This is a genomic window from uncultured Clostridium sp. (assembly GCF_963515715.1).
In the GTDB taxonomy this organism is placed as follows: domain Bacteria; phylum Bacillota; class Clostridia; order Clostridiales; family Clostridiaceae; genus Clostridium_AW.
The window spans coordinates 119,098-139,056 of sequence record NZ_CAUPZS010000005.1; the positions used below are offsets into that span (position 1 = coordinate 119,098).

Below are 19,959 nucleotides of genomic sequence, written 5' to 3' on the forward strand. Positions count from 1 at the left end.
CTCTCCCCTAGCAATTTATTCAATTACAAAACAACCCTATTTTTAACCTCTTCATCGAAAACTATTTTTCCATCCCTTACCCTTACTATTCTTTTTGAATATTGAGCAATATCCTGTTCATGAGTTACCATTATTATAGTAGCCCCCTCTTCGTTTAACCTTTGAAATATACCCATTATATCTAGGGAAGATTTTGAATCTAAGTTTCCCGTAGGTTCATCCGCCATTATAACTGAAGGGTTATTTACTATGGCCCTAGCTATAGCCACTCTTTGCCTTTGTCCTCCAGATATTTCATTTGGTTTATGATAAATTCTATCTAATAACCCTACCTTTTCTAACGCATTTAATGCTTTCTCTTTTCTTTCTTTTTTTGATAATCCACTATATACCATAGGTAATTCAACATTTTCTATCACATTCATTCTAGGCAATAAGTTAAATGATTGAAAAACAAAACCTATTTCTCTATTTCTTATATAAGCTAATTCATCCTCAGATAAATTAGATACGTTCTTACCGTTTAAAATATATTCACCACTATCAAATCTATCTAAACATCCTAGTATATTCATTAGGGTTGATTTACCTGAACCTGAAGGCCCCATTATTGCCGTAAATTCCTTTTTCCCTACATTAATATTAACTTCTTCTAGAGCAACAAAATATGAATCTCCCATACTATATTTTTTCATAAGATTTTTTATCTGAATCATTTTACCAGCTCACCTTAACTTTCTTTTACAGGAGTTCCATTTGTGATATTAGTACTAGGATTTAATATAACTTTATCTCCTGATGTTAGCCCTCCAACCACTTGAACTTCCGTATCCGACTGCAAACCTATTTTTACCTCTTTCTCTATAGCTATATCCTCAGAAACTATGTATACAATATTTCTTCCACCTTTTTCACTTTTAATACATTCTGTGGGAATTTTTGTTACTTTATTAACTTTACCTGTAAGTATATCTATATCCACATCAAAATCTATTTTTAGGTCCTCTACTCTATCTATTATATCTACAGTAGCATTAAGAGTTTTTTCTCCATCCATAGGCGATATTGACTTTTTAGCTATAGGCTCTATGAATGTAACTTTACCATTATAATTTTTATCTCCATTTTTTATAATAGCCATTTGATCAACCTTTACTTTTCCAACATCATATTTACTTAAAGATATTATAACTCTTAAGTTATTTATATCCTCAACAACCATTATTGGCTGCATTCCATTGTAAATAGCTCCCTCTGCTCCATTTACTACAGTTATAACTCCATCAGAATCAGCAGTTATTTTAGCTTTTATTTCCTCTTTCTTTTTTCTTGTTGAATCTAATGCAATTTTAGCTAGCGCAACAGAATTTTCTGATTGTTTTAGCCTCTCATTAGATATATCTTGAATACTTTCTCTTTGTTGTTTTAAAGCCTGCAATTGTGATAAACCATTAGGATTCATACTGTTTTCTAACTCATTAATTTTTTCATCTAATTTTTTTTTATTCTTTTCTATATTATCTCTTTGGTTTATCAAATCATTTTTCTGCAAAAGAGCATTTTCGTATTGTATTTCAACTTGTCTAATACTATCCTCTATATCCGGAATATCAAATTCTACTAAGGTTTGCCCCTTTTTTACCCTATCACCAAGTCCTACATGTAATTTTTTTATCTTACCTTGATCTCCGTAGTATTCTTTGGATTTTTTTGATTTTATAACTCCTGTGGTAGATAAATAAGATTTTATCTCTCCTTCTTGAATAGTAGCTGTTTTTACTGTAACAATTTTTTTATCTATTTTTTTTATATAAAAAAATGATATTATAGTTACAATTATGATTATGGAAGTAATCCAAATGAAACTTTTCTTTTTCATCTTCCCTCTGTCTCCTCCCCTAATTTAAATTATTTCCATTACCCATTAAGATATCTATATTATTGACAATTACATACTATTTATTTAAATTTTCAAATAAAAAAATACTGCAATTAAATTGCAGTATTAAAAGTCTTTAGGTTTTTCACTGGAAATATTTATATTCCAATCCGTATTTTTATACTCACCTACTGTATAATATTTTACTTCCTTTTTATTTACCTTATCATAGAAAGTTACAATTGATTTATAAGAAGTTCTTTTATATCCTTGGGTTTTAACTGTCATTAAAATGTCATACTTGGTACTATCATCTTCTATTAAAGTAACTCCCGGAAATTTATTGTTTAACTTATACTTTAGGTTTTCTAAATCTGCAGACAATATAAATTTGCTCACATCAATATCATCATCTAAATTTATACCTACAGTTTTATCACCTTTGTTACCTTTAGCGTATTCATTAAGCACCATCATTATTGAACTATAATATATATCTGTAAAGTCCTTAGGAACTCTTATATTCCAAAAGCTTTTTATTATATCATTGTCTATTCTTTTGGAAACTATATATACTTTATCTTCACTATATAAATTGCCACCATTCTTTTTATCTAGTCCTGCTATATATTTAAATTCATGAATTTTATCATGTGATTCGTGTATTTCAAATATATAATCTGGTTTTAATGTTGACTTTTCCTCTACTTCCTTAGCTGTAGATAATATTTTATATAGCTCTTCCATGGCCTTTTGATCTGTTACAATGAATCTATATCCTTTATCCCTTGTATTTTGTATTACAATTTTATCAACTTTATTCTGTTTTATATATTCAAAGTCATTATTTTTTAGTCCTAATTTCACCTTCATTGAGTCTAATCTACCACACCCGCTCAAAAGTATTGGTAATATTAACACTATAATTAAAAAAACATATTTTACTTTATTATCTTTAGTTCTCTTTAACAACTTATTTAACCCCCCTAGGTTAATTTGCTCTTAAATCTGTTTAAATTGAATATAACAATTCCTATTATAATAGTAAATACACTAATAAATTGTGATGTTGACATCAACCCTACTGCTCCCCTTGGATCATCTCTTAAAAATTCAATAGCTATTCTTCCTATGCCATATATTATAACATACAATGCAAAAACTCTTCCTGCATTTTTATTCCTTTTGCTATACCATATTAAGAAAGCTGCTAATAAAAAATCAAAAATTGAAGAATAAATTTGAGTTGGATGTCTTAAAATTCCTGGTGTTACAAAAGGAGAGTTGGTAAAATCCACTCCTATAGGTAAAGTTGTTGCTCTTCCATAACAACATCCAGCAAGAAAACAACCTATTCTTCCAAAGCCTTGAGCTAAGGCTACAGAGGGTATAATTAAATCAAACATCTCTAATGTATTCCATTTCCTTTTTCTACAATATAAATAAACTCCTAAAGCTCCCCCTATTGTTGCACCGTATATTACAAACCCATAACCAAAATCTTTTAATATACTACTAGGATCTTGAATTATATATTTAAATTCTGTTATTATATATAATAGCTTGCCTCCTAATACTCCTGATAATATACCCGCTATTATCATGTTAAAAACATGCTCCTCATTATATTTTTTATCCTTAATTCTATAGTTTAGCAATAATATAGCTGATAAAATACCTATTGCTATCATTGTACCGTAACCATATATCTCTTTATTAAATATCTTAAACAAAACTGGCTTCATCTAGTTTATCCTCCTTAGGTACTTTTCTATCCTTTGTTGGTCTTTTATTATCATTTTCTAATCTTTTATTATAATTATAACATATAATTTATTGTTTTAAATTATGTTTAAAAGTTTGAATTATTGTTTTAAATAATGTAGGCATATTCTCTTTAAAGTTTTCCTCCAAGACAAAAAATGAAAATCTAATAAGTCTACCATTACTTTTCTTAAAGTATTCATTACATTTATATTTAGAACCATAATTATTCTTAATTGAATATTCTACTAAGTACCATTCCTCATTATTTATCTTTATAACTTCTAACTTATAATCAAGTATTTTATTTTCATCCTTAGATATTTCTTCACTCTTTTTTAAAAATTCAGTTATGTCTTCTTTTAAATTCCATACTTCTACAAAGCCATGTATTTTTAAATCTTTTGATTGAAAATTATTATGATATATTATTTCCTCTCCTCCAAATGACTTTTCATTTGTGTTCCACTCATCCGGAAGATTATATGACGCTTCCCCTTTCATAATAACGTATTCCTTTAAAGAATTTATGTTGTTTTGCATTAAAGATGTATAGTTAATTCTATCTCCAAAAAATTTTTGCATACCAAACATTGTTAACATAAGCCCAATGATTATTACAGATACACCTAATCTCCTTTTATTTATCAAAATAACTCTCATACCCCTACCCCTTTATAAATGGATTAATAATACAATATATGAGGTCTTATTTAAAAATATTAATAAAAATAGGTATGCACATTTGCATACCTATTTTACAGGAATTAGTATTGTTGAAGTTTTGAAATCGTAGAACATTAACCAATATCCTTCACATTTTCCTGAATTAGATGGTACCCAAGTTACAAATCCAGTTTTCCCGCTAAATGGTTGGTCCCTTTTTGATTTACTTCCTGGTATACCGTATACCAAATATTTCATTTTACCTTCTTTATCACACTTATATCCAACCATATAATATTTATGAGGAATAATATAGTTATAATAGTTAATCATTGGCTGATATATAACGCAATGCTTATTCCAGTTAAAATGACAACCCATATCACTTTTATTAGTTATAGGTACTTTGTGCCATATACATCTCTTTATGTCCTTAATTTCATCTTCAACCTTTTCAAAATCCTTACCCAATTCTTTGAAGAACTTTCCTACTTTTCCTTTAGGCATTTTTTCATCATCATCTTCATGTTTATGCTCATCACTATGCCTTACTATATTGTCTTCTTGTATGTTTTCAACAATTTCTTCTGAATTATTTTCAGCAGTATCTTCACTCTCTCTTGTTGCATCTTTATCTTCTTTAATATCTACAATATTCTCTTCTATGATAACATCAACATCTTCTTCATTCTCATTTTTTTCTGGGACAACATCAATTTTTTCTCTTGTATCTTCATAGTGGATTTCTTGTATTTCATCGTCCACTTTTTCTTTTATCTTATCTTCATTACTTTCATTCTCTTCTCTAGTATTTTCATGATCAATTTCCTGCTTATCTTCTTTCTCCACTTTAACTTTCTCTTCAATAACCTCTTCATATTTATCAAAAATGCTAACTGGATCAGGTTCTGCTCTCTCCTCTTTTGGTATGTCTCTGCTTTGAGGCTCAATTACTGTGTATTGTTTCCATGCCGGAATATCCGAAGTTAAAAATCCGTTTAAAACCGGACTTACATCATTGCCCTGTAATTTAACAATTGCAGCTCCTGAAACATTCTCAATATCCATTCCAGTATCCCCTATATTATCTGAAGGATATTCATAAGAAATGTCTGCTCTTCCGTAATCGTCTATGTTCAACTCTCCAATTTTAATTAATTTATTAGTGTCTTTTTTGCCAAGTATTAATATCATGTAATAGGGGATAGATTCTTTCTTTAGATTTTGCACATAATACGAAACTTTACATTTATTATTTTTTATCTCAAGTTTAACATATCCAGTAGGTAATTTATCAGAAGCTATGGCATATCCCTTTACCTCTTCATTTAATATAATAAAATATCTACTATAACTCTTTTTTTGTGCCAAATCAATGTACCTCCATATATTTTATTCATTATAATATATGAGTCACATTTCAAAAAGTGAACAAATTTTTACATTATAGTAATTCTTTTATATTATTAGCTAGATTTGCAAACTCCTCAATGGATAAAGTTTCTCCTCTTCTCTTGCTATCTATATTGACATTTTGCAATGCTTCCTCTAATAAATCTTTATTTATTCCTAGACTCTTTAAAGCATTCCAAAGAGTTTTTCTTCTCATATTAAAAGATGATCTTATAATTTTAAAAAACAATTCCTCATCCTTTACATCTACTCTTGGCTTATCAAGCCTATCTAACCTAATTACAATGGAATCTACCTTTGGTCTCGGTATAAAAGAAGCTGGTGATACTTTTCTTACTGTTTTTACATCACAATAATATTGAACTAATAAAGAAAGAGAGCCATATTCCTTAGTATTAGGTTCAGCAGCTATTCTATCTGCCACTTCTTTTTGTATCATTATAGTTAATGATTTAAACTTATGATTTCCTTTAAGTAATGAAGATATAATAGGCGTTGTTACGTAATATGGTAAATTAGCAACTAATTTTACTGACTCTTCTTCTTTAAGTAAATCATTAAAGTCTATTTTCAATACATCTTTATTTATAATTTCAAAATTAGGAAAATCTTTTAGCTCTTCTTTTAATATTGGAATTAAATCTGAATCTAGTTCTATGGCTAAAACTTTTTTAGCCTCTTTTAAAAGTTCTTTTGTTAAAGTACCTACACCGGGTCCTATCTCTATTACAAAATCCTCTTTATCTACTTCAGCACCCTTTACTATATCTTTTAACACTCCGTCATCTATTAAAAAATTTTGTCCTAAACTTTTTGTGAACTTAAAATTATACTTACTTACTATATCTTTAGTGTTATTTTGCATAATCATTCTCCCTACTAATTTTTTCTATAGCTTTTATGAACTCTTCCTTTGTTACACCATAATTATTTAGTCTAGTTAAAAATTGATTAGCATTTCCATACCCTATTCTGAGTATTTTACCTAACTGTTGTCTCTTTTCTTTGGAATCTTCTTTTCCACTGAGTCCAAAATAAATCATGTCCCCAATTGTAAAAGCTTCTCTCTTATTTTTGACTTCGCACTTTGCTTCTTTTAATGCGCTTACTATGGCCTTTGGCGATGCATTTTCCACACCTATATCTCCATCCTTCAATCCTTCTACTTTAGATATATAGGCATGCTTTACATCTGGTATTCTTTTGGATATTATCTTCCTTATCTTCTCTCCAGCAAAATCAGGATCAGTTAGTACTATTACCCCCTGCCTTTTATGTGCTTCTTTTATTCTCTCTATAACTTTTGCATTTATACCAAATCCACCTACTGCTATAATCTCTGCATCTACTGCCCTTTTAACTGCGGTAATATCATCTCTACCTTCTACTACAATTACTTCCTTAATCATTTTATCCTCTCCCAACACCAAAAAAATAGGAGCCTACGGCTCCCTATTTTACTTAAGTATATAAACGTTTACCCATTTTACTCCCCAATTGTTAGCCTGGTTATTGTTATCAAGATAAACATCTATTATGTTTCCTTTAATAGCTCCACCAGTATCCTCTGCTATGGCATAGCCATAACCTTCTACATAAACCTTAGTTCCTAGAGGAATAACTCTTGGGTCAACTGCTATAGTACTATAACCACCATTATTTCTTCTCGCTGTAGTTCCTGTCGCGGTTATTCCAAACTGTGGATGACCAGGACTCTTTCCTGTAGACTCGTAATCAGAAGTATAAGCAGTTGCTTTCATTCTCATTACGTTTGAATAACGCATATTAGTACCACGCGATGGAGTATAATTTCCTGATGTCCCCATAGCAATTATTTTTTCAACTGGCTTCTTAGTAACCACTTCACTTATTACTTTTTTTGAAACTTCTTTTCCATTTTCATAAACTACTCTTGTAGTAATAACTTTTTCTCCAGGTTGACCCTGTTGAATAACTTTGTTCTTTCCCTGATCTAAATTGCCATCGCTTTTAGTAACAGTGGCAAAGTCTAGAGTTTTCACTTCTTTTAATTCTTTGCTATCAACTCTAGTTATCTCAACCTTTAAATCCTCGCCAAGTGGTTCTTCTTTAGATGGACTTACTCTGTCAAGTGCATTTAACTGTATTCCTTCTGCCGTTAACATAGTCTCTACATCATCTTCTGCAGATTGGATAGTTAAAGTTTTTCCATCTAACTCCAGTTCAACATTTACAGCTTTTTTAATATATATTTTATCTTTATCTTTTATATTACTGCCTAACCCCGGTGTTACTTTATCCTTTGATCCTATTTCTATATCACTAGCAGTTAAAGCTTTTTCTAAGTTTGATCTAAATGTCGTTATTTTATTTTCTTTACCATCAATATAAACATACAAAGTTTTTCTAGTACCAGTTATTATAACAGTACTAATCATGATTAATAATACAGTAACGAAAACTGCCTTAGGACCATTGGAAAAATAATTTTTGATAGAATTTTTTAATTTTTCCACCATAAATACCTCCCTTTGGCAAAACGTATGGTTCCTATTCTTTAGGACATTTGAAGATTATATCCTTAAAATTTCGTTTTGTCAAATTTCCTTATATTTTGACTGTTTAAATGCAACACTGTGCATAAGTTTATAATAAATATATTATTGCGGTTTTATATGGCAACAGTCTCTAAAGGTGGAATTTATTACAATTTAAGTTATTATATTATATGCCAATTATTTAATTTTTAATCACTTATCACAAAATAATTACCCTTTTCTTGTAAAATACATAAAGTTATTTTACACTATTATTTTATTTTTAGCAACTCTCTCACGTTTGAAATAGTTTGATTACTAAGTGCATCTATGGAGATTTCTTTTATATTTGCAATTTCTTCCAATATATAACTTATATACTCAGATCTATTTCTCTTTCCTCTAAATGGTGTAGGAGCCATGTAGGGGCAATCAGTTTCCACTAAAATTTTATCTAGAGGAACTTCCTTAGCCACTTCCACTATTTTCTTAGCGTTTTTAAAAGTAACTACTCCAGTAAATCCTATATAATAGCCTAACTTTAAACATTCCCTTGCAAATTCAACGCTCCCTGAAAAACAGTGTATAACCCCTTTTACATCTGGAAACATTTTTAATATCTCCAATGTATCGGCATGAGCGTCTCTATCATGTATCACTACTGGCAAATTAAGCTCTTTAGCTAATTCCATTTGTTTTATAAAAGCATATCTTTGAACCTCTCTAGGAGGATTTTCATCGTAATAATAATCTAATCCTATTTCTCCTATGGCTCTAACCTTTTCATATTCTGTCATTTTTCTTATTTCTTTTATTAATTCATCATTAACTTCATCTGCATACTCTGGATGTATTCCTACTGCTGCATAAAACATAGTATTTTCTCTTGCTAGCTTTACTGAGTCTTTAGCTCCTTGAAAGGAAGAACCACAATTTAATACTCCTATAACATCGCTCTCTTTTAATTCTTCTAGTATTTCTTCTCTATCTTTATCAAAACTCTCATCATCATAATGTGCATGTGAATCAAATATAAACATTAAAATTCCTCCTATGTATAAGCTCTAATGTATAACTCTAAAATTATATTATAATAAGCTCGTAATCTTCATTGCCAATTCCTAGCTTCACTCCATGGTCTAGTCCTGCTTTCCAATTTGTATTACTATGAATGTGTGTAAACTTATCATGCCCTTGATGATAACATTTATCTTCCAATATTGTATTTTTCATCATAGGTGCCCCATTTACCAAATCTACACAAGCCATATCAAGTGCAATTGGATCGAAAGATGCCGCTATGCCTATATCTGGAACTATAGGTGTATCATTACTATCCCAACAATCACAATTTGGTGATACATTCATAATAAAACTTATATGGAAATGAGGTTTACCTTTTATAACTGCACATGTATATTCAGCAATTTTTTCATTTGCAATATCTGCTGATTCATTCCAAATAACTTGAGCAGAATTAAATTGACAAACTGCTACACACTGCCCACAACCTATGCATTTTACATAATTTATTTCTGCTTTTTTATCATTATCATAGGATATAGCATCTTGTGAACAACTCTTCATGCAAAAGCCACAACTTACGCAATTTTTCTTAACTATCTTGGGCTGAGATGCTGAATGCATTTCTAATTTTCCACCTCTAGAACCTGAGCCCATTCCTAAGTTCTTAATTGCCCCTCCAAATCCAGTCATTTCATGCCCTTTAAAGTGATTCATAGAAATAATAATATCTGCATCTGCAATAGCAGTTCCAATTTTAGCAGTTTTGCAATGTACCCCATCTTCTATTTCTACTTCGCTATAATCCGTCCCCTTAAGACCATCGGCAATTAAAATTTGGCACCCTAAAGTTAGTGGATTAAATCCATTCTCCATTGCAGCTTCCAAATGGTCTAATGCATTGTCTCTTCTGCCTTTATAAAGAGTATTAGCATCTGTTAAAAATGGTTTGCCTCCCAGTTCCTTAATTATATCTACCAACCTTCTAGCATAATTAGGCCTTATATAAGCTAAATTACCTGGTTCACCAAAGTGAATTTTAATAGCTACAAACTTATTTTTAAAATCTATATTATTAATTCCAGCTTTTTTTACTAGTTTTTCTAGTTTGTCAAGTAAATTAAGTCCAGGTCTTGTTCTCAAATCCGTAAAATAAACCTTTGATTTTTCCATACAAATCACCTCTTTTTATTTGTATGAATATTTTATCATATAGAAGACTACATATCAAAAGGATATATGTTATAATATGGATAATATTTAGATTATTTAAAAATTAAGAGTGAAGAATAAAGGAATTTCATCCAATACTCTTCACTCTTAATTTTTAACTTTTCACTATCTAACAATGCTTCCTGTTGGTAATTCTTCTGGAACATCTACTACAAATAATTTGCTATCATCGTCAGTAGCTGCAGCCAAAATCATTCCTTGAGAAATTTCTCCTCTTAATTTTGCAGGTTTTAAGTTAGCCACTAATACAACATATTTTCCTACAAGTTCTTCAGGCTTGTAATACTGCGCTATACCTGATATTACCTGTCTTTCTTCTCCAGCCAAGTCTACCTTAAGCTTTAATAATTTTTTAGCTCCTTTAACAGGTTCACAGGATAAAACTTTAACTACTCTTAAGTCTACTTTTTCGAAATCTTCTATAGTTATTTCTTCCTTTAGTGGTTGCATTTTAGGAGCACTTTCTTTCATTTGTTCTTCTTTTAATTTATTTAATTCTTCAATCTTAGCTTCAATATCTATTCTTGGAAATATTGCATCTCCTTTTACTACCTTAGTTCCTGCACTTGTTCCATCAAAGGATGCTATACTTTCCCAAGTAGTAGCCTCAACATTTAATTGTACATTAATCTTAGCACTTGTTTCTGGTAAGAATGCCGAAAGTAACACAGACACTATTCTTAAAGCTTCTGCTAAGTTATAAAGCACTGTTCCTAATCTTTCTTTTTTATCCTCATCCTTAGCTAATATCCAAGGAGTAGTTTCATCTATATATTTATTAGCTCTTCCAATTAAAGCCCATATCTCGTCTAAGGCTTCAGGTATTCTTAACTTGTCAATATGCTCTTCTACTTTTTTAGAAGTACTAATTGCTAGGTTAATTAAATTATCATCAATATCTTCTTTACAAGTTGGAGCTGGAATTACCCCATCAAAGTATTTTTGTATCATAGCTGTAGTTCTTGACAATAGATTTCCTAAATCATTGGCTAAATCTGAATTGATCTTTTGTATGAATAATTCATTATTAAATATTCCATCAGCTCCAAAAGGTATCTCTCTTAATAGATAGTATCTTACTGCATCAGCTCCAAAGTGATCAACAAGTACTACTGGATCTACTACATTGCCTTTGGATTTTGACATTTTCCCTCCATCTACTAATAACCAACCATGCCCAAATACTTGCTTAGGTAGTGGAACTCCTAATGCCATTAACATAATTGGCCAATAAATAGTGTGGAATCTCAAAATATCTTTTCCAACAAGATGTACATCCGCTGGCCAATATTTGTTTAATAATTCTTCCTTTCCACTATTATATCCTAATGCAGTTATATAGTTTGCTAAGGCATCTATCCAAACATATATAACATGTTTTTCATCAAAACTTACAGGTATACCCCAGTCAAAAGAAGTTCTTGATATACATAAATCCTGTAATCCTGGTTTTAAGAAATTATTGATCATTTCATTTTTTCTTGACTCTGGTTGTATGAAATGAGGATGACTCTCTATATGCTCCAAAAGTCTATCTGCATATTTTGACATTTTAAAAAAGTATGCCTCTTCCTTTGCTTTTTCTACAGCTCTACCACAATCCGGGCATTTATGCTCTGTCAACTGAGTTTCTGTCCAAAATGACTCACATGGAGTACAATACCATCCCTCATACTCACTTTTATATATATCACCTTGATCATAAAGTTGCTTAAATATCTTTTGAACAGCACTTATATGATAGTCATCTGTAGTTCTTATAAATCTATCATAACTTACATTCATTAATTTCCATAAATCCTTAATGCTTGCTACAATCTCATCTACATATTCCTTTGGTGTGACTCCCTTAGCTTCAGCCAACCTTTGAATCTTTTGCCCATGTTCATCTGTTCCAGTTAAGAACATTACATCGTAACCTGTAAGTCTCTTAAATCTTGCTAATGCGTCTGCTGCTATTGTAGTGTACGTATTTCCTATGTGTAATTTAGCTGACGGATAGTATATTGGGGTAGTAATATAATAAGTCTTCTTTTCCATTTTAAATCCTCCTTTTAAAACTAAAAATCACTTCATAAAATAAAAAAGCCTCTATACAGTTTTGCTGTATAGAGGCGCAATTTACGCGTTACCACTCTAATTTATTCTATCCTCACAGATAGAATCTCCATAAGTGACTAATAATCACCTTGCAATATAACGGTTGCTACCGCATCGCCCTACTGTAATCTTCAGACAACATGCTCTAGGACCATGTTCATAAACTTCCACACTACCAGCTTTCACCTTTCCTGGCTCTCTTTAAGTACTTTCATTTAATACTCTTCCTATCATTGCATTTAGTATAATTATAATATATAAACAAGTCTTGTCAACTACTTTATTTTATTTATTATTCCACTAATTCCATTTATATATTCAACTAGCTCTTCTCACCTACTTTAATAGTCTTGCCACCTCACGTAAATGTAATGTACTATTATATTTGTAATTAATTATTAATATAATAAATATAATAAACAATTTTATGTTTACGAGGAGGAATATATCATAAATAAAAAAATAATAAAAGAAGTTTTGCATTTAGCTTTGCCCGCGGTAGGAGAAATGATCCTTTACATGATGATTTGGGTTCTGGATACTATGATGGTTGGGAAATATGGTGGACAAGTGGCTGTAAGTACTGTAGGACTTAGTTCTGAAATACTATACTCCTTGGTAAATATATTTATTGCAGTCGGTGTATCTGTAGGAACTGTATCGTTAGTATCAAGAAAGTTAGGAGCCAATGAAAAAAATTTAGCTGAAGAGTATGCTACTTTAGGCTTACTTACAGGTTCAATATTGGCACTACTTATATCTAGTACAACCTTTATATTTGCTCCTACTATTTTAGCCTATGCTGGAGCTAAAAATGATGTATTAAAATATGGGATTATTTACATGAGGATAACCTCTTTAGGTATATTCTTTAATATGACAATGAACGTATTAAATTCTATACTAAGAGGAGGAAAAAATACAAAAATCCCTTTACTAGCTTCTGCAATAATAAATGTTATAAACTTGTTTTTAGATTGGGTTTTAATCTTTGGAAAATTAGGCTTCCCAGAACTGGGTATTAAAGGAGCGGCCATAGCTACCGCCATAGCTCATTTTTCAGGCTTCATTTTTATAAGTTATTATACTTTGAAACATTCTTCAATTAAACCAAGATTAAAATATATAAAAAACCTTTCCTTTTCTAGATGCAAAGATCTTATAAAATTATCCATACCCTCTTCTCTCCAAGAGGGAGCTTTTAGTGTAATAAGACTTATTGGTACAATTATGGTAATGCATTTAGGAGAATTAGCCTTTGCTGCTAATCAAATTACTACTACTATAGAGTCAATTTCTTTCATGCCTGGTAATGGATTTGCCGTAGCTACTACGACTTTGGTAGGACATAAAATTGGGGAAAAGAATTTTAAAGAAGCAAAAGAATATACAAAAACTAGTACAATTATAGGGACTCTACTTATGTTATTATGCGGAGTAATGTTTCTAGTATTCCCAAAATTTCTTATATCTCTTTTTATAAGTAAGAACGAGGTAGATGTAATTAACTTAGGGGCAACCTGCCTTATGATAGCCTCCATCGAACAACCTTTTATGGGAGTTCATATGATTTTAAGTGGTGCTTTAAATGGAGCGGGAGATACAAAAACACCTTTTATAGTATCTTTTATATCTAATTGGTTTATTAGACTTCCACTAATGATTTATTTTATATATATATTAAAATTATCAGTAGTATGGGTATGGGTGATTACAGCTATACAATGGATATTCCAAGGAACAGTGATGTATATAGTTTATAGAAAAAAATTTCATGCTTTAATTAACAGCTATAAAAATTAAAAGTAATATATTGACATATGTACTTAACTTTGATAATATATAATGAAATTTAATAATATTCGTTGTATTAGTTCTCGCCGGGGAATTAATACTATTAATACGAGATTAGTTTGCATAAGTAGGCTTGAATGTGCATCAAGCCTACTTTTTTATTTTTATTTAAGGAGGAGAATTTATTTATGGACAACGTATATGAAGTTACTAATAACAAAAAGGATCTTTTACGTTTATTTTTATCCTATGCTATTCCAGGCATTGCTGGTCTTATTTTCAACTCTCTATATATTTTAGTTGACGGATTATTCGTAGCGAGACTTTTAGGAAGAGAAGCCTTAGCAGCTGTAACCGTAGGAGTACCTGTAGTAGAGGTATTACTTGCTTTAAGCATGCTTATCTCTGTTGGTGCTGGAGTACTTATCTCTAATAGCAATGGTGCTGGAAATACTAAAGAAGGGCGAAGAATTTTTAATCTATCCTTTAGATTGTTGATGGCAATTTCTATAATAATTGCAGGATTATCGTTGATATTTATATATCCTTTATCAAGTTTTCTAGGAGCTACTCCTGATATTATTCACTTGGTAGTAGAGTACCTAACCTATTTCTTTGCATTTTGCCCTGCTTTTATGCTCAGTTATGGTATGTGCACATGGCTTAGAAATGATTCAAAACCATCACTTGTAATGATTGCACAGATTGTAGGTGCTTTATCAAACATCTTTTTAGACTGGTACTTTATGGTTCCACTTAAGATGGGACTTGCTGGTGCTGCTTTAGCAACTGGTCTTGGTCCCATATTCAGTATACTTATAATGTTGCCGCATTTTTTAAGAAAAAAAGGAAACTTATATTTTGAGAAGGTAAAATTAGATCTTGAGATCATACTTTTAACTATAAAAAGAGGTATACCATCTTTTATGATGGAATTTGCTTTAGGCATAACTACACTTTGTTGTAATATTGCCATAGGTATGTACATGGGGTCACTAGGTTTTGCAGCCTATGGTATTGTAGGATATATAGCTTTAATAGCAATATCCATATTCTTAGGTATGGCAGAAGGGTCTCAGCCACTGATAAGCTTCTTTCGCGGCTCCGAAGAAAATTCAAAAATTAAAGATATTATAAATATAAGTTTAATAATTTCTACAATCGTTGGAACTGTCATCTATTTTCTTTTATATAATTTAGGTAAATATCCAATATCTATATTCGCAGGTAAAGATATTGATCTTATTAATACTTCTGTAAGCGCCGTTATTTATTATTTCCCAGCTTTATTTATTTCTGGTATCAACATTGTTATAGCTTCTGGTTTGCAATCAATAGGGAAATGGAAAGAATCTGTAATTATATCTCTATGCAGAAGCTTAATTTTGCTACTACCCTTATTATTTATTCTACCTATATTTTTAGGTAATAAGGGTGTATGGCTATCGGTTCCTATAGCTGAAGTGCTTACCGTATTTATAGCATACCTATTTTTTAAAAAATCTGTTTTAAATGCTAAAATGTAAATTTATTAAAATTCTATTATAAAATCTTAACCATTAATAAAAAGCTTTTGGATATCCCAAAAGCTTTTTATATTGATAATTTTCTAATTTGTAATTCCCTCAAAAATTTTATTCACATTTCTTTTTAAATATAAATACAATAATAAGCTTATAACAGAATACAGTACTATTATAAAGAAAAATACTGATAAACCGTCTAACTTAAAAGCATTTATAGTTTTTATTGTTATAACTGCAAAAATCACATTTACCACCATGTTTATTAAAACATTAAAATTTTGTTTCACGGCCTTCTGCTCACTATCCCAATTTAATTTAGGAAAATTTAAATCTATAGTTATTCCCATAAGTGAAGCAAGAATTATAGCAAATATACTAGCTAATATAGATAAAATTATTATGTTAACTGTAGGTTTTAATACCACATAAAAGATTATAAATGATAATAGTAACCCTACGAAGCTAAATAAAGCTCCAGACAAAACTTTTGCCATTATTATTATATTGTAATTTAGTGGTATAAACTTATTAAAATAAACATTCTGTCCTTCTCTAGATATAGAGGTAGATGTTATTCCATTAGCAGAGGATATAAATAAAGCCCCTGCAGCTACTCCTCCTATAACTATACCTAAATTGTCGCTATTTCTTAAAATGTTTGATACTATTGGAATAGCATCTTTACTTTCCGGCTGTAATATCATAGGTATAATTAAAAATACAGGCCATAAAAAATTTATTATTACGCAGTTTAAAAAATATATAGGTGTTCTTATAAGCATCTTTATTTCTTTTAAAGTATAACTCATTAAAGGTGATTTTCTCACTATGACTTTTCTTAATTCTTCTTCTTCATACTTCTTTCTTTTTGAAGAAGATTGAGAGAGTCCCACCACTCCTTTAAAGTATATCTTTTCTCCAATAAATAAAAATGCACTAAATAATACAGCATTTATAACTAGGAAAGATAAAAAATAGAGTAATCCTTTAATATTATAGGAATTTGTTAGTGCCAGTGAAGAAAATCTAATCGTAGGAAATATATTAGATATTATATTTATATATGAATTATCTCCACTAGTAATAATTTGTTGAATATCTACGTTACTTCTACCAACAAGCTTCTGAACAGCTAAATTAACCCCTAGAGCTAGAAACATGGCAAAGAAGCCAGATATCATCTTAAATCTATCTTTATTTTTAGCTATATTTGTAAATCTCATAATTATTATTACTATTATAGATGACAGGATCAAAGGTACTACTGGAGTAAATAGAAATACTATAAGCGAGTACATATAGTATAATATTCCAGCGCCGCTTTTAATGCCATACTTAATAAAAACAGGAAACAGAAACATTGCCTCAATTATATATTCGTATATTACTGTTACAGTAAATTTACCGCTCAATATCAGAGAAGGTTTTAAAGGCAATGGGAGTAAATATTCTATATCACTTGAAAAGTAAAATACATTTATTACATACAAAACACCTAAAATCATTATGGACAGTGAAGTTACGGCTAAAGCTAAAGCTAATATCATACCTTCTTGATTTATTCTTGATAGTGAATCATATAAATATCCTGTCATACTACCTATTTGAAACATAAAAGGGACTAAAGCCAATAATAATAATGAATATAATATTATAGTTTTGGAACGCTTTTTACTATTGGTTAAATTTTCATTAGAGGTTTTTAATAATACTTTTACTAAAGAAATATACTTATTCATTTTCAGTAATATCTAAGAATATCCTTTCTAAAGAATCATTTTCCTTAAAATGATTCTTTATTTCTTCAAGCGTTCCACAGAATAAAATCTTACCTTTATTTATTATAGCCACTCTATCGCATAGCTTTTCTGCTACCTCTAGTACATGAGTGGAGAAAAACACTACATTACCTCTATCTGCATGCTCTCTCATCATTTCTTTTAATAAGTATGATGACTTAGGATCTAAGCCTGTCATAGGCTCATCTAAAATCCATACAGATGGATTATGTATAAGAGCACCAATAATAATTATTTTTTGCCTCATACCATGAGAGTAGCTCTGTATCTGATCTCCTAAAGCTGATTCTAATCCAAACTCTCTACTTAATTTTTCAATTATTGGTTTCCTATCTTCCTTTGGCACATCATAAATATCTGCCATAAAATTTAAGTATTCCATTCCCTTTAACTTCAAAAACATATCTGGATTATCAGGTACAAATCCAAATTGCTTTTTAGCCTTTAAAGGGTCTTCTTTAACATCAATTCCATTAATTTTTATAGAACCACTATCGGAATGCAATATTCCTGTTATCATTTTTATAGTAGTAGTTTTACCTGCTCCATTTGGTCCTAGAAATCCAAAAATCTCCCCATCTTCTATCTTTAAATTTATATTGTCTACTGCTTTTGTGCTTCCACTGTATGACTTGTTTACATCAATAATCTCTATCATAGCATTTCTCCTTCTTTGCTAAGTTGTAGTACTATTTAAATATTAGCACAATTCTAAGACTTATAGAATAAATTATTTTTTGTTTTAATAAAAAATTAATGTTACTACTATTACTGATACTATTATAGCTGTTAAATCAGCAAGTATGGCTGCCCACAAAGTATGTCTTATCTTTTTTATACCTACCGCCCCAAAATAAACTGTAATTGTATAAAAAATAGTTTCCGTAGATCCCATTATTATGGAAGCAATTCTTCCTATATAACTATCAGCTCCGTGATTAGTTATGATATCTGTAAATACTCCTAAAGCTCCGCTTCCAGATAGAGGCTTTATTAGCACTAATGGAACTACTTCTCCTGGTAAACCAATAAATTTTACTATAGGATTTATAATTCCAATTATATAGTCAAGAACCTTAGACTCTCTTAGGACTGTTACGGCTAATATCATTGCTAAAAGGTAAGGAAATATTCTAACACAAATACTCATACCTTCTTTAGCTCCTTCAATGAAACACTCGTATACTTTAACTCCCTTTATCATTCCATAAGTGGTAATTAACACAATAATAATAGGTATAATTAAATTTGATATGTTCATAGCCCCCTCCATCAAAAATGCTTTTCTAGTATTTTACAGCATATTACCCCTACTATTGCAGCACAAGTAGTAGTAATTATAGCTGGAACTATTATTTCCCCTGGATTTTTAGATCCAGCAGCAGCCCTTATAGATATTACTGTAGTAGGAATAAACTGAATACATGCTGCATTTAACACCAAAAATAAAGCCATATCATCACTAGCGGTATCCTTCTTTCTATTAATCCTTTGTAGACCTTCCATTGCCTTTATTCCAGAAGGAGTAGCTGCATTGGATAAGCCCATCATGTTTGCTGTAATATTCATAACCATAGGACCTAGGGTACTATCATCATCCCCCCCTTCTTTCATCAATAATTTTAGTATAGGCTTTAGAAGCTTTGCTAATTTATCCGTCAATCCACTCTTTTGAGCTATCTTCATTACTCCACACCACAAACACATCATACCTAATAGCTTTATAATGAGTTCAACAGTTGAATTTGTAGAAGATACTATAGCTTGAGATATTATCTCTCCCCTCCCCGTAACTATTCCCACTATAATTCCAGAACTTAAAATTAAAAACCAGATATAATTTATCATACTTTCCTCCTAAATATTTATTGCTACAAAGGCCTATTTAATGTATATGTAAATTAAAACCTTTGTATTGCAATTAATTTTTAATAGTGTTACCATGTATAATGTGATATTTAGTTGAATTGGAGGTCACTTATGACTATTAAAGATATAATGGAATATATTGAAAGTGAATATAAAATAATAAATGGTACTCCTTGTGAAGTATGTGGTGGGGAATACTTTGCTGATGACTTAAATATAGACTTAATAGATGATGTTCCTCATGATATTTGTATATGTGTGTGTTCCGATTGTGGACATGAAAAAATATTTGAATTTTACGCGCCATTTATAGATGAGATTCATAAAAAAAAGAGAAAAAAAGGTACTTTAAATTAAAAAGGATTTTAGCTTTGCTA

At 30.3% G+C, this 19,959-nt stretch carries 19 protein-coding genes and 1 other annotated feature; of the genes, 3 read left to right on the forward strand and 16 right to left on the reverse strand.

Translation table 11 applies throughout. From position 1 onward, the window contains the following. Positions 1-23: 23 nt before the first annotated feature. The 12 genes from RYO54_RS06115 to metG form a co-directional block, all read right to left on the reverse strand. On the reverse strand, positions 24-680 hold the full coding sequence (locus RYO54_RS06115; RefSeq protein WP_399549138.1) for an ABC transporter ATP-binding protein: 657 nt from the start codon (positions 678-680) through the stop codon (positions 24-26). A 50-nt stretch (positions 681-730) separates the two neighbouring features. Continuing rightward, positions 731-1,879, reverse strand: coding sequence for an efflux RND transporter periplasmic adaptor subunit (locus RYO54_RS06120; protein ID WP_315116731.1), 1,149 nt, complete (start codon positions 1,877-1,879; stop codon positions 731-733). 126 nt (positions 1,880-2,005) lie between these two features. Next, the gene (locus tag RYO54_RS06125) at positions 2,006-2,851 is read right to left on the reverse strand and encodes a hypothetical protein (protein WP_399549124.1); all 846 of its coding nucleotides are present in this window, start codon (positions 2,849-2,851) and stop codon (positions 2,006-2,008) included. A gap of 14 nt (positions 2,852-2,865) precedes the next feature. After that, on the reverse strand, positions 2,866-3,624 hold the full coding sequence (locus RYO54_RS06130) for a prolipoprotein diacylglyceryl transferase (RefSeq protein WP_315116733.1): 759 nt from the start codon (positions 3,622-3,624) through the stop codon (positions 2,866-2,868). Between the two features lie 88 nt (positions 3,625-3,712). Further along, complete coding sequence (locus tag RYO54_RS06135) at positions 3,713-4,306, reverse strand: hypothetical protein (RefSeq protein ID WP_315116734.1); 594 nt, start codon at positions 4,304-4,306, stop codon at positions 3,713-3,715. 90 nt (positions 4,307-4,396) lie between these two features. Next, entirely contained in the window at positions 4,397-5,680 is a 1,284-nt protein-coding gene (locus RYO54_RS06140) for a hypothetical protein (RefSeq protein WP_315116736.1), read from the reverse strand. A gap of 73 nt (positions 5,681-5,753) precedes the next feature. Then, positions 5,754-6,587: a 16S rRNA (adenine(1518)-N(6)/adenine(1519)-N(6))-dimethyltransferase RsmA gene (gene rsmA, locus RYO54_RS06145; RefSeq protein WP_315116738.1), complete on the reverse strand. Its 834-nt coding sequence runs from the start codon at positions 6,585-6,587 to the stop codon at positions 5,754-5,756. Further along, the gene (gene rnmV / locus RYO54_RS06150) at positions 6,577-7,131 is read right to left on the reverse strand and encodes a ribonuclease M5 (RefSeq protein WP_315116740.1); all 555 of its coding nucleotides are present in this window, start codon (positions 7,129-7,131) and stop codon (positions 6,577-6,579) included. Before rnmV ends, rsmA begins: the two co-directional genes overlap by 11 nt. A gap of 48 nt (positions 7,132-7,179) precedes the next feature. After that, positions 7,180-8,220, reverse strand: coding sequence for a 3D domain-containing protein (locus tag RYO54_RS06155; RefSeq protein ID WP_315116742.1), 1,041 nt, complete (start codon positions 8,218-8,220; stop codon positions 7,180-7,182). A 290-nt stretch (positions 8,221-8,510) separates the two neighbouring features. Then, complete coding sequence (locus tag RYO54_RS06160; RefSeq protein WP_315116743.1) at positions 8,511-9,278, reverse strand: TatD family hydrolase; 768 nt, start codon at positions 9,276-9,278, stop codon at positions 8,511-8,513. 43 nt (positions 9,279-9,321) lie between these two features. Then, positions 9,322-10,434: a DUF362 domain-containing protein gene (locus RYO54_RS06165; RefSeq protein ID WP_315116745.1), complete on the reverse strand. Its 1,113-nt coding sequence runs from the start codon at positions 10,432-10,434 to the stop codon at positions 9,322-9,324. Positions 10,435-10,599: 165 nt separating this feature from the next. Beyond that, a complete protein-coding gene (gene metG, locus RYO54_RS06170) occupies positions 10,600-12,534 on the reverse strand; it encodes a methionine--tRNA ligase (RefSeq protein ID WP_315116747.1) in 1,935 nt (644 codons plus the stop codon). A 67-nt stretch (positions 12,535-12,601) separates the two neighbouring features. Further along, positions 12,602-12,837, reverse strand: a binding site (T-box leader). Between the two features lie 204 nt (positions 12,838-13,041). On the opposite strand from metG, the gene RYO54_RS06175 reads away from it, so the two are divergent. After that, entirely contained in the window at positions 13,042-14,397 is a 1,356-nt protein-coding gene (locus RYO54_RS06175; RefSeq protein WP_315116815.1) for an MATE family efflux transporter, read from the forward strand. Positions 14,398-14,576: 179 nt separating this feature from the next. Next, entirely contained in the window at positions 14,577-15,914 is a 1,338-nt protein-coding gene (locus tag RYO54_RS06180; protein ID WP_315116749.1) for an MATE family efflux transporter, read from the forward strand. Positions 15,915-15,997: 83 nt separating this feature from the next. Here the strand turns inward: RYO54_RS06180 and RYO54_RS06185 are convergent, their stop codons facing one another. The 4 genes from RYO54_RS06185 to RYO54_RS06200 all read right to left on the reverse strand — a co-directional run bounded on the left by RYO54_RS06185 (position 15,998) and on the right by RYO54_RS06200 (position 19,561). Continuing rightward, a complete protein-coding gene (locus tag RYO54_RS06185; RefSeq protein WP_315116750.1) occupies positions 15,998-17,653 on the reverse strand; it encodes a putative ABC transporter permease subunit in 1,656 nt (551 codons plus the stop codon). Beyond that, positions 17,646-18,371, reverse strand: coding sequence for an ABC transporter ATP-binding protein (locus tag RYO54_RS06190; protein ID WP_315116752.1), 726 nt, complete (start codon positions 18,369-18,371; stop codon positions 17,646-17,648). Before RYO54_RS06190 ends, RYO54_RS06185 begins: the two co-directional genes overlap by 8 nt. A gap of 84 nt (positions 18,372-18,455) precedes the next feature. Then, on the reverse strand, positions 18,456-18,974 hold the full coding sequence (locus RYO54_RS06195) for a spore maturation protein (protein ID WP_315116753.1): 519 nt from the start codon (positions 18,972-18,974) through the stop codon (positions 18,456-18,458). An 11-nt stretch (positions 18,975-18,985) separates the two neighbouring features. Further along, the gene (locus RYO54_RS06200) at positions 18,986-19,561 is read right to left on the reverse strand and encodes a nucleoside recognition domain-containing protein (RefSeq protein WP_315116755.1); all 576 of its coding nucleotides are present in this window, start codon (positions 19,559-19,561) and stop codon (positions 18,986-18,988) included. A gap of 132 nt (positions 19,562-19,693) precedes the next feature. Between RYO54_RS06200 and RYO54_RS06205 the strand changes: the two genes are divergently transcribed. Continuing rightward, positions 19,694-19,939, forward strand: a complete 246-nt coding sequence (locus RYO54_RS06205) for a metal-binding protein (protein WP_315116756.1) — start codon at positions 19,694-19,696, stop codon at positions 19,937-19,939. The last annotated feature ends 20 nt before the right edge of the window (positions 19,940-19,959 follow it).

Bases quoted from the DNA above. Each gene is read 5' to 3' on its own strand.
- RYO54_RS06205 (WP_315116756.1), top strand. From the start codon at position 19,694: ATGACTATTAAAGATATAATGGAATATATTGAAAGTGAATATAAAATA.
- RYO54_RS06115 (WP_399549138.1), bottom strand. From the start codon at position 680: ATGGGAGATTCATATTTTGTTGCTCTAGAAGAAGTTAATATTAATGTA.
- RYO54_RS06130 (WP_315116733.1), bottom strand. From the start codon at position 3,624: ATGAAGCCAGTTTTGTTTAAGATATTTAATAAAGAGATATATGGTTAC.
- RYO54_RS06155 (WP_315116742.1), bottom strand. From the start codon at position 8,220: ATGGTGGAAAAATTAAAAAATTCTATCAAAAATTATTTTTCCAATGGT.
- RYO54_RS06135 (WP_315116734.1), bottom strand. From the start codon at position 4,306: ATGAGAGTTATTTTGATAAATAAAAGGAGATTAGGTGTATCTGTAATA.
- RYO54_RS06190 (WP_315116752.1), bottom strand. From the start codon at position 18,371: ATGATAGAGATTATTGATGTAAACAAGTCATACAGTGGAAGCACAAAA.
- RYO54_RS06195 (WP_315116753.1), bottom strand. From the start codon at position 18,974: ATGAACATATCAAATTTAATTATACCTATTATTATTGTGTTAATTACC.
- RYO54_RS06180 (WP_315116749.1), top strand. From the start codon at position 14,577: ATGGACAACGTATATGAAGTTACTAATAACAAAAAGGATCTTTTACGT.
- metG (WP_315116747.1), bottom strand. From the start codon at position 12,534: ATGGAAAAGAAGACTTATTATATTACTACCCCAATATACTATCCGTCA.
- rnmV (WP_315116740.1), bottom strand. From the start codon at position 7,131: ATGATTAAGGAAGTAATTGTAGTAGAAGGTAGAGATGATATTACCGCA.
- rsmA (WP_315116738.1), bottom strand. From the start codon at position 6,587: ATGCAAAATAACACTAAAGATATAGTAAGTAAGTATAATTTTAAGTTC.
- RYO54_RS06185 (WP_315116750.1), bottom strand. From the start codon at position 17,653: ATGAATAAGTATATTTCTTTAGTAAAAGTATTATTAAAAACCTCTAAT.
- RYO54_RS06200 (WP_315116755.1), bottom strand. From the start codon at position 19,561: ATGATAAATTATATCTGGTTTTTAATTTTAAGTTCTGGAATTATAGTG.
- RYO54_RS06160 (WP_315116743.1), bottom strand. From the start codon at position 9,278: ATGTTTATATTTGATTCACATGCACATTATGATGATGAGAGTTTTGAT.
- RYO54_RS06120 (WP_315116731.1), bottom strand. From the start codon at position 1,879: ATGAAAAAGAAAAGTTTCATTTGGATTACTTCCATAATCATAATTGTA.
- RYO54_RS06165 (WP_315116745.1), bottom strand. From the start codon at position 10,434: ATGGAAAAATCAAAGGTTTATTTTACGGATTTGAGAACAAGACCTGGA.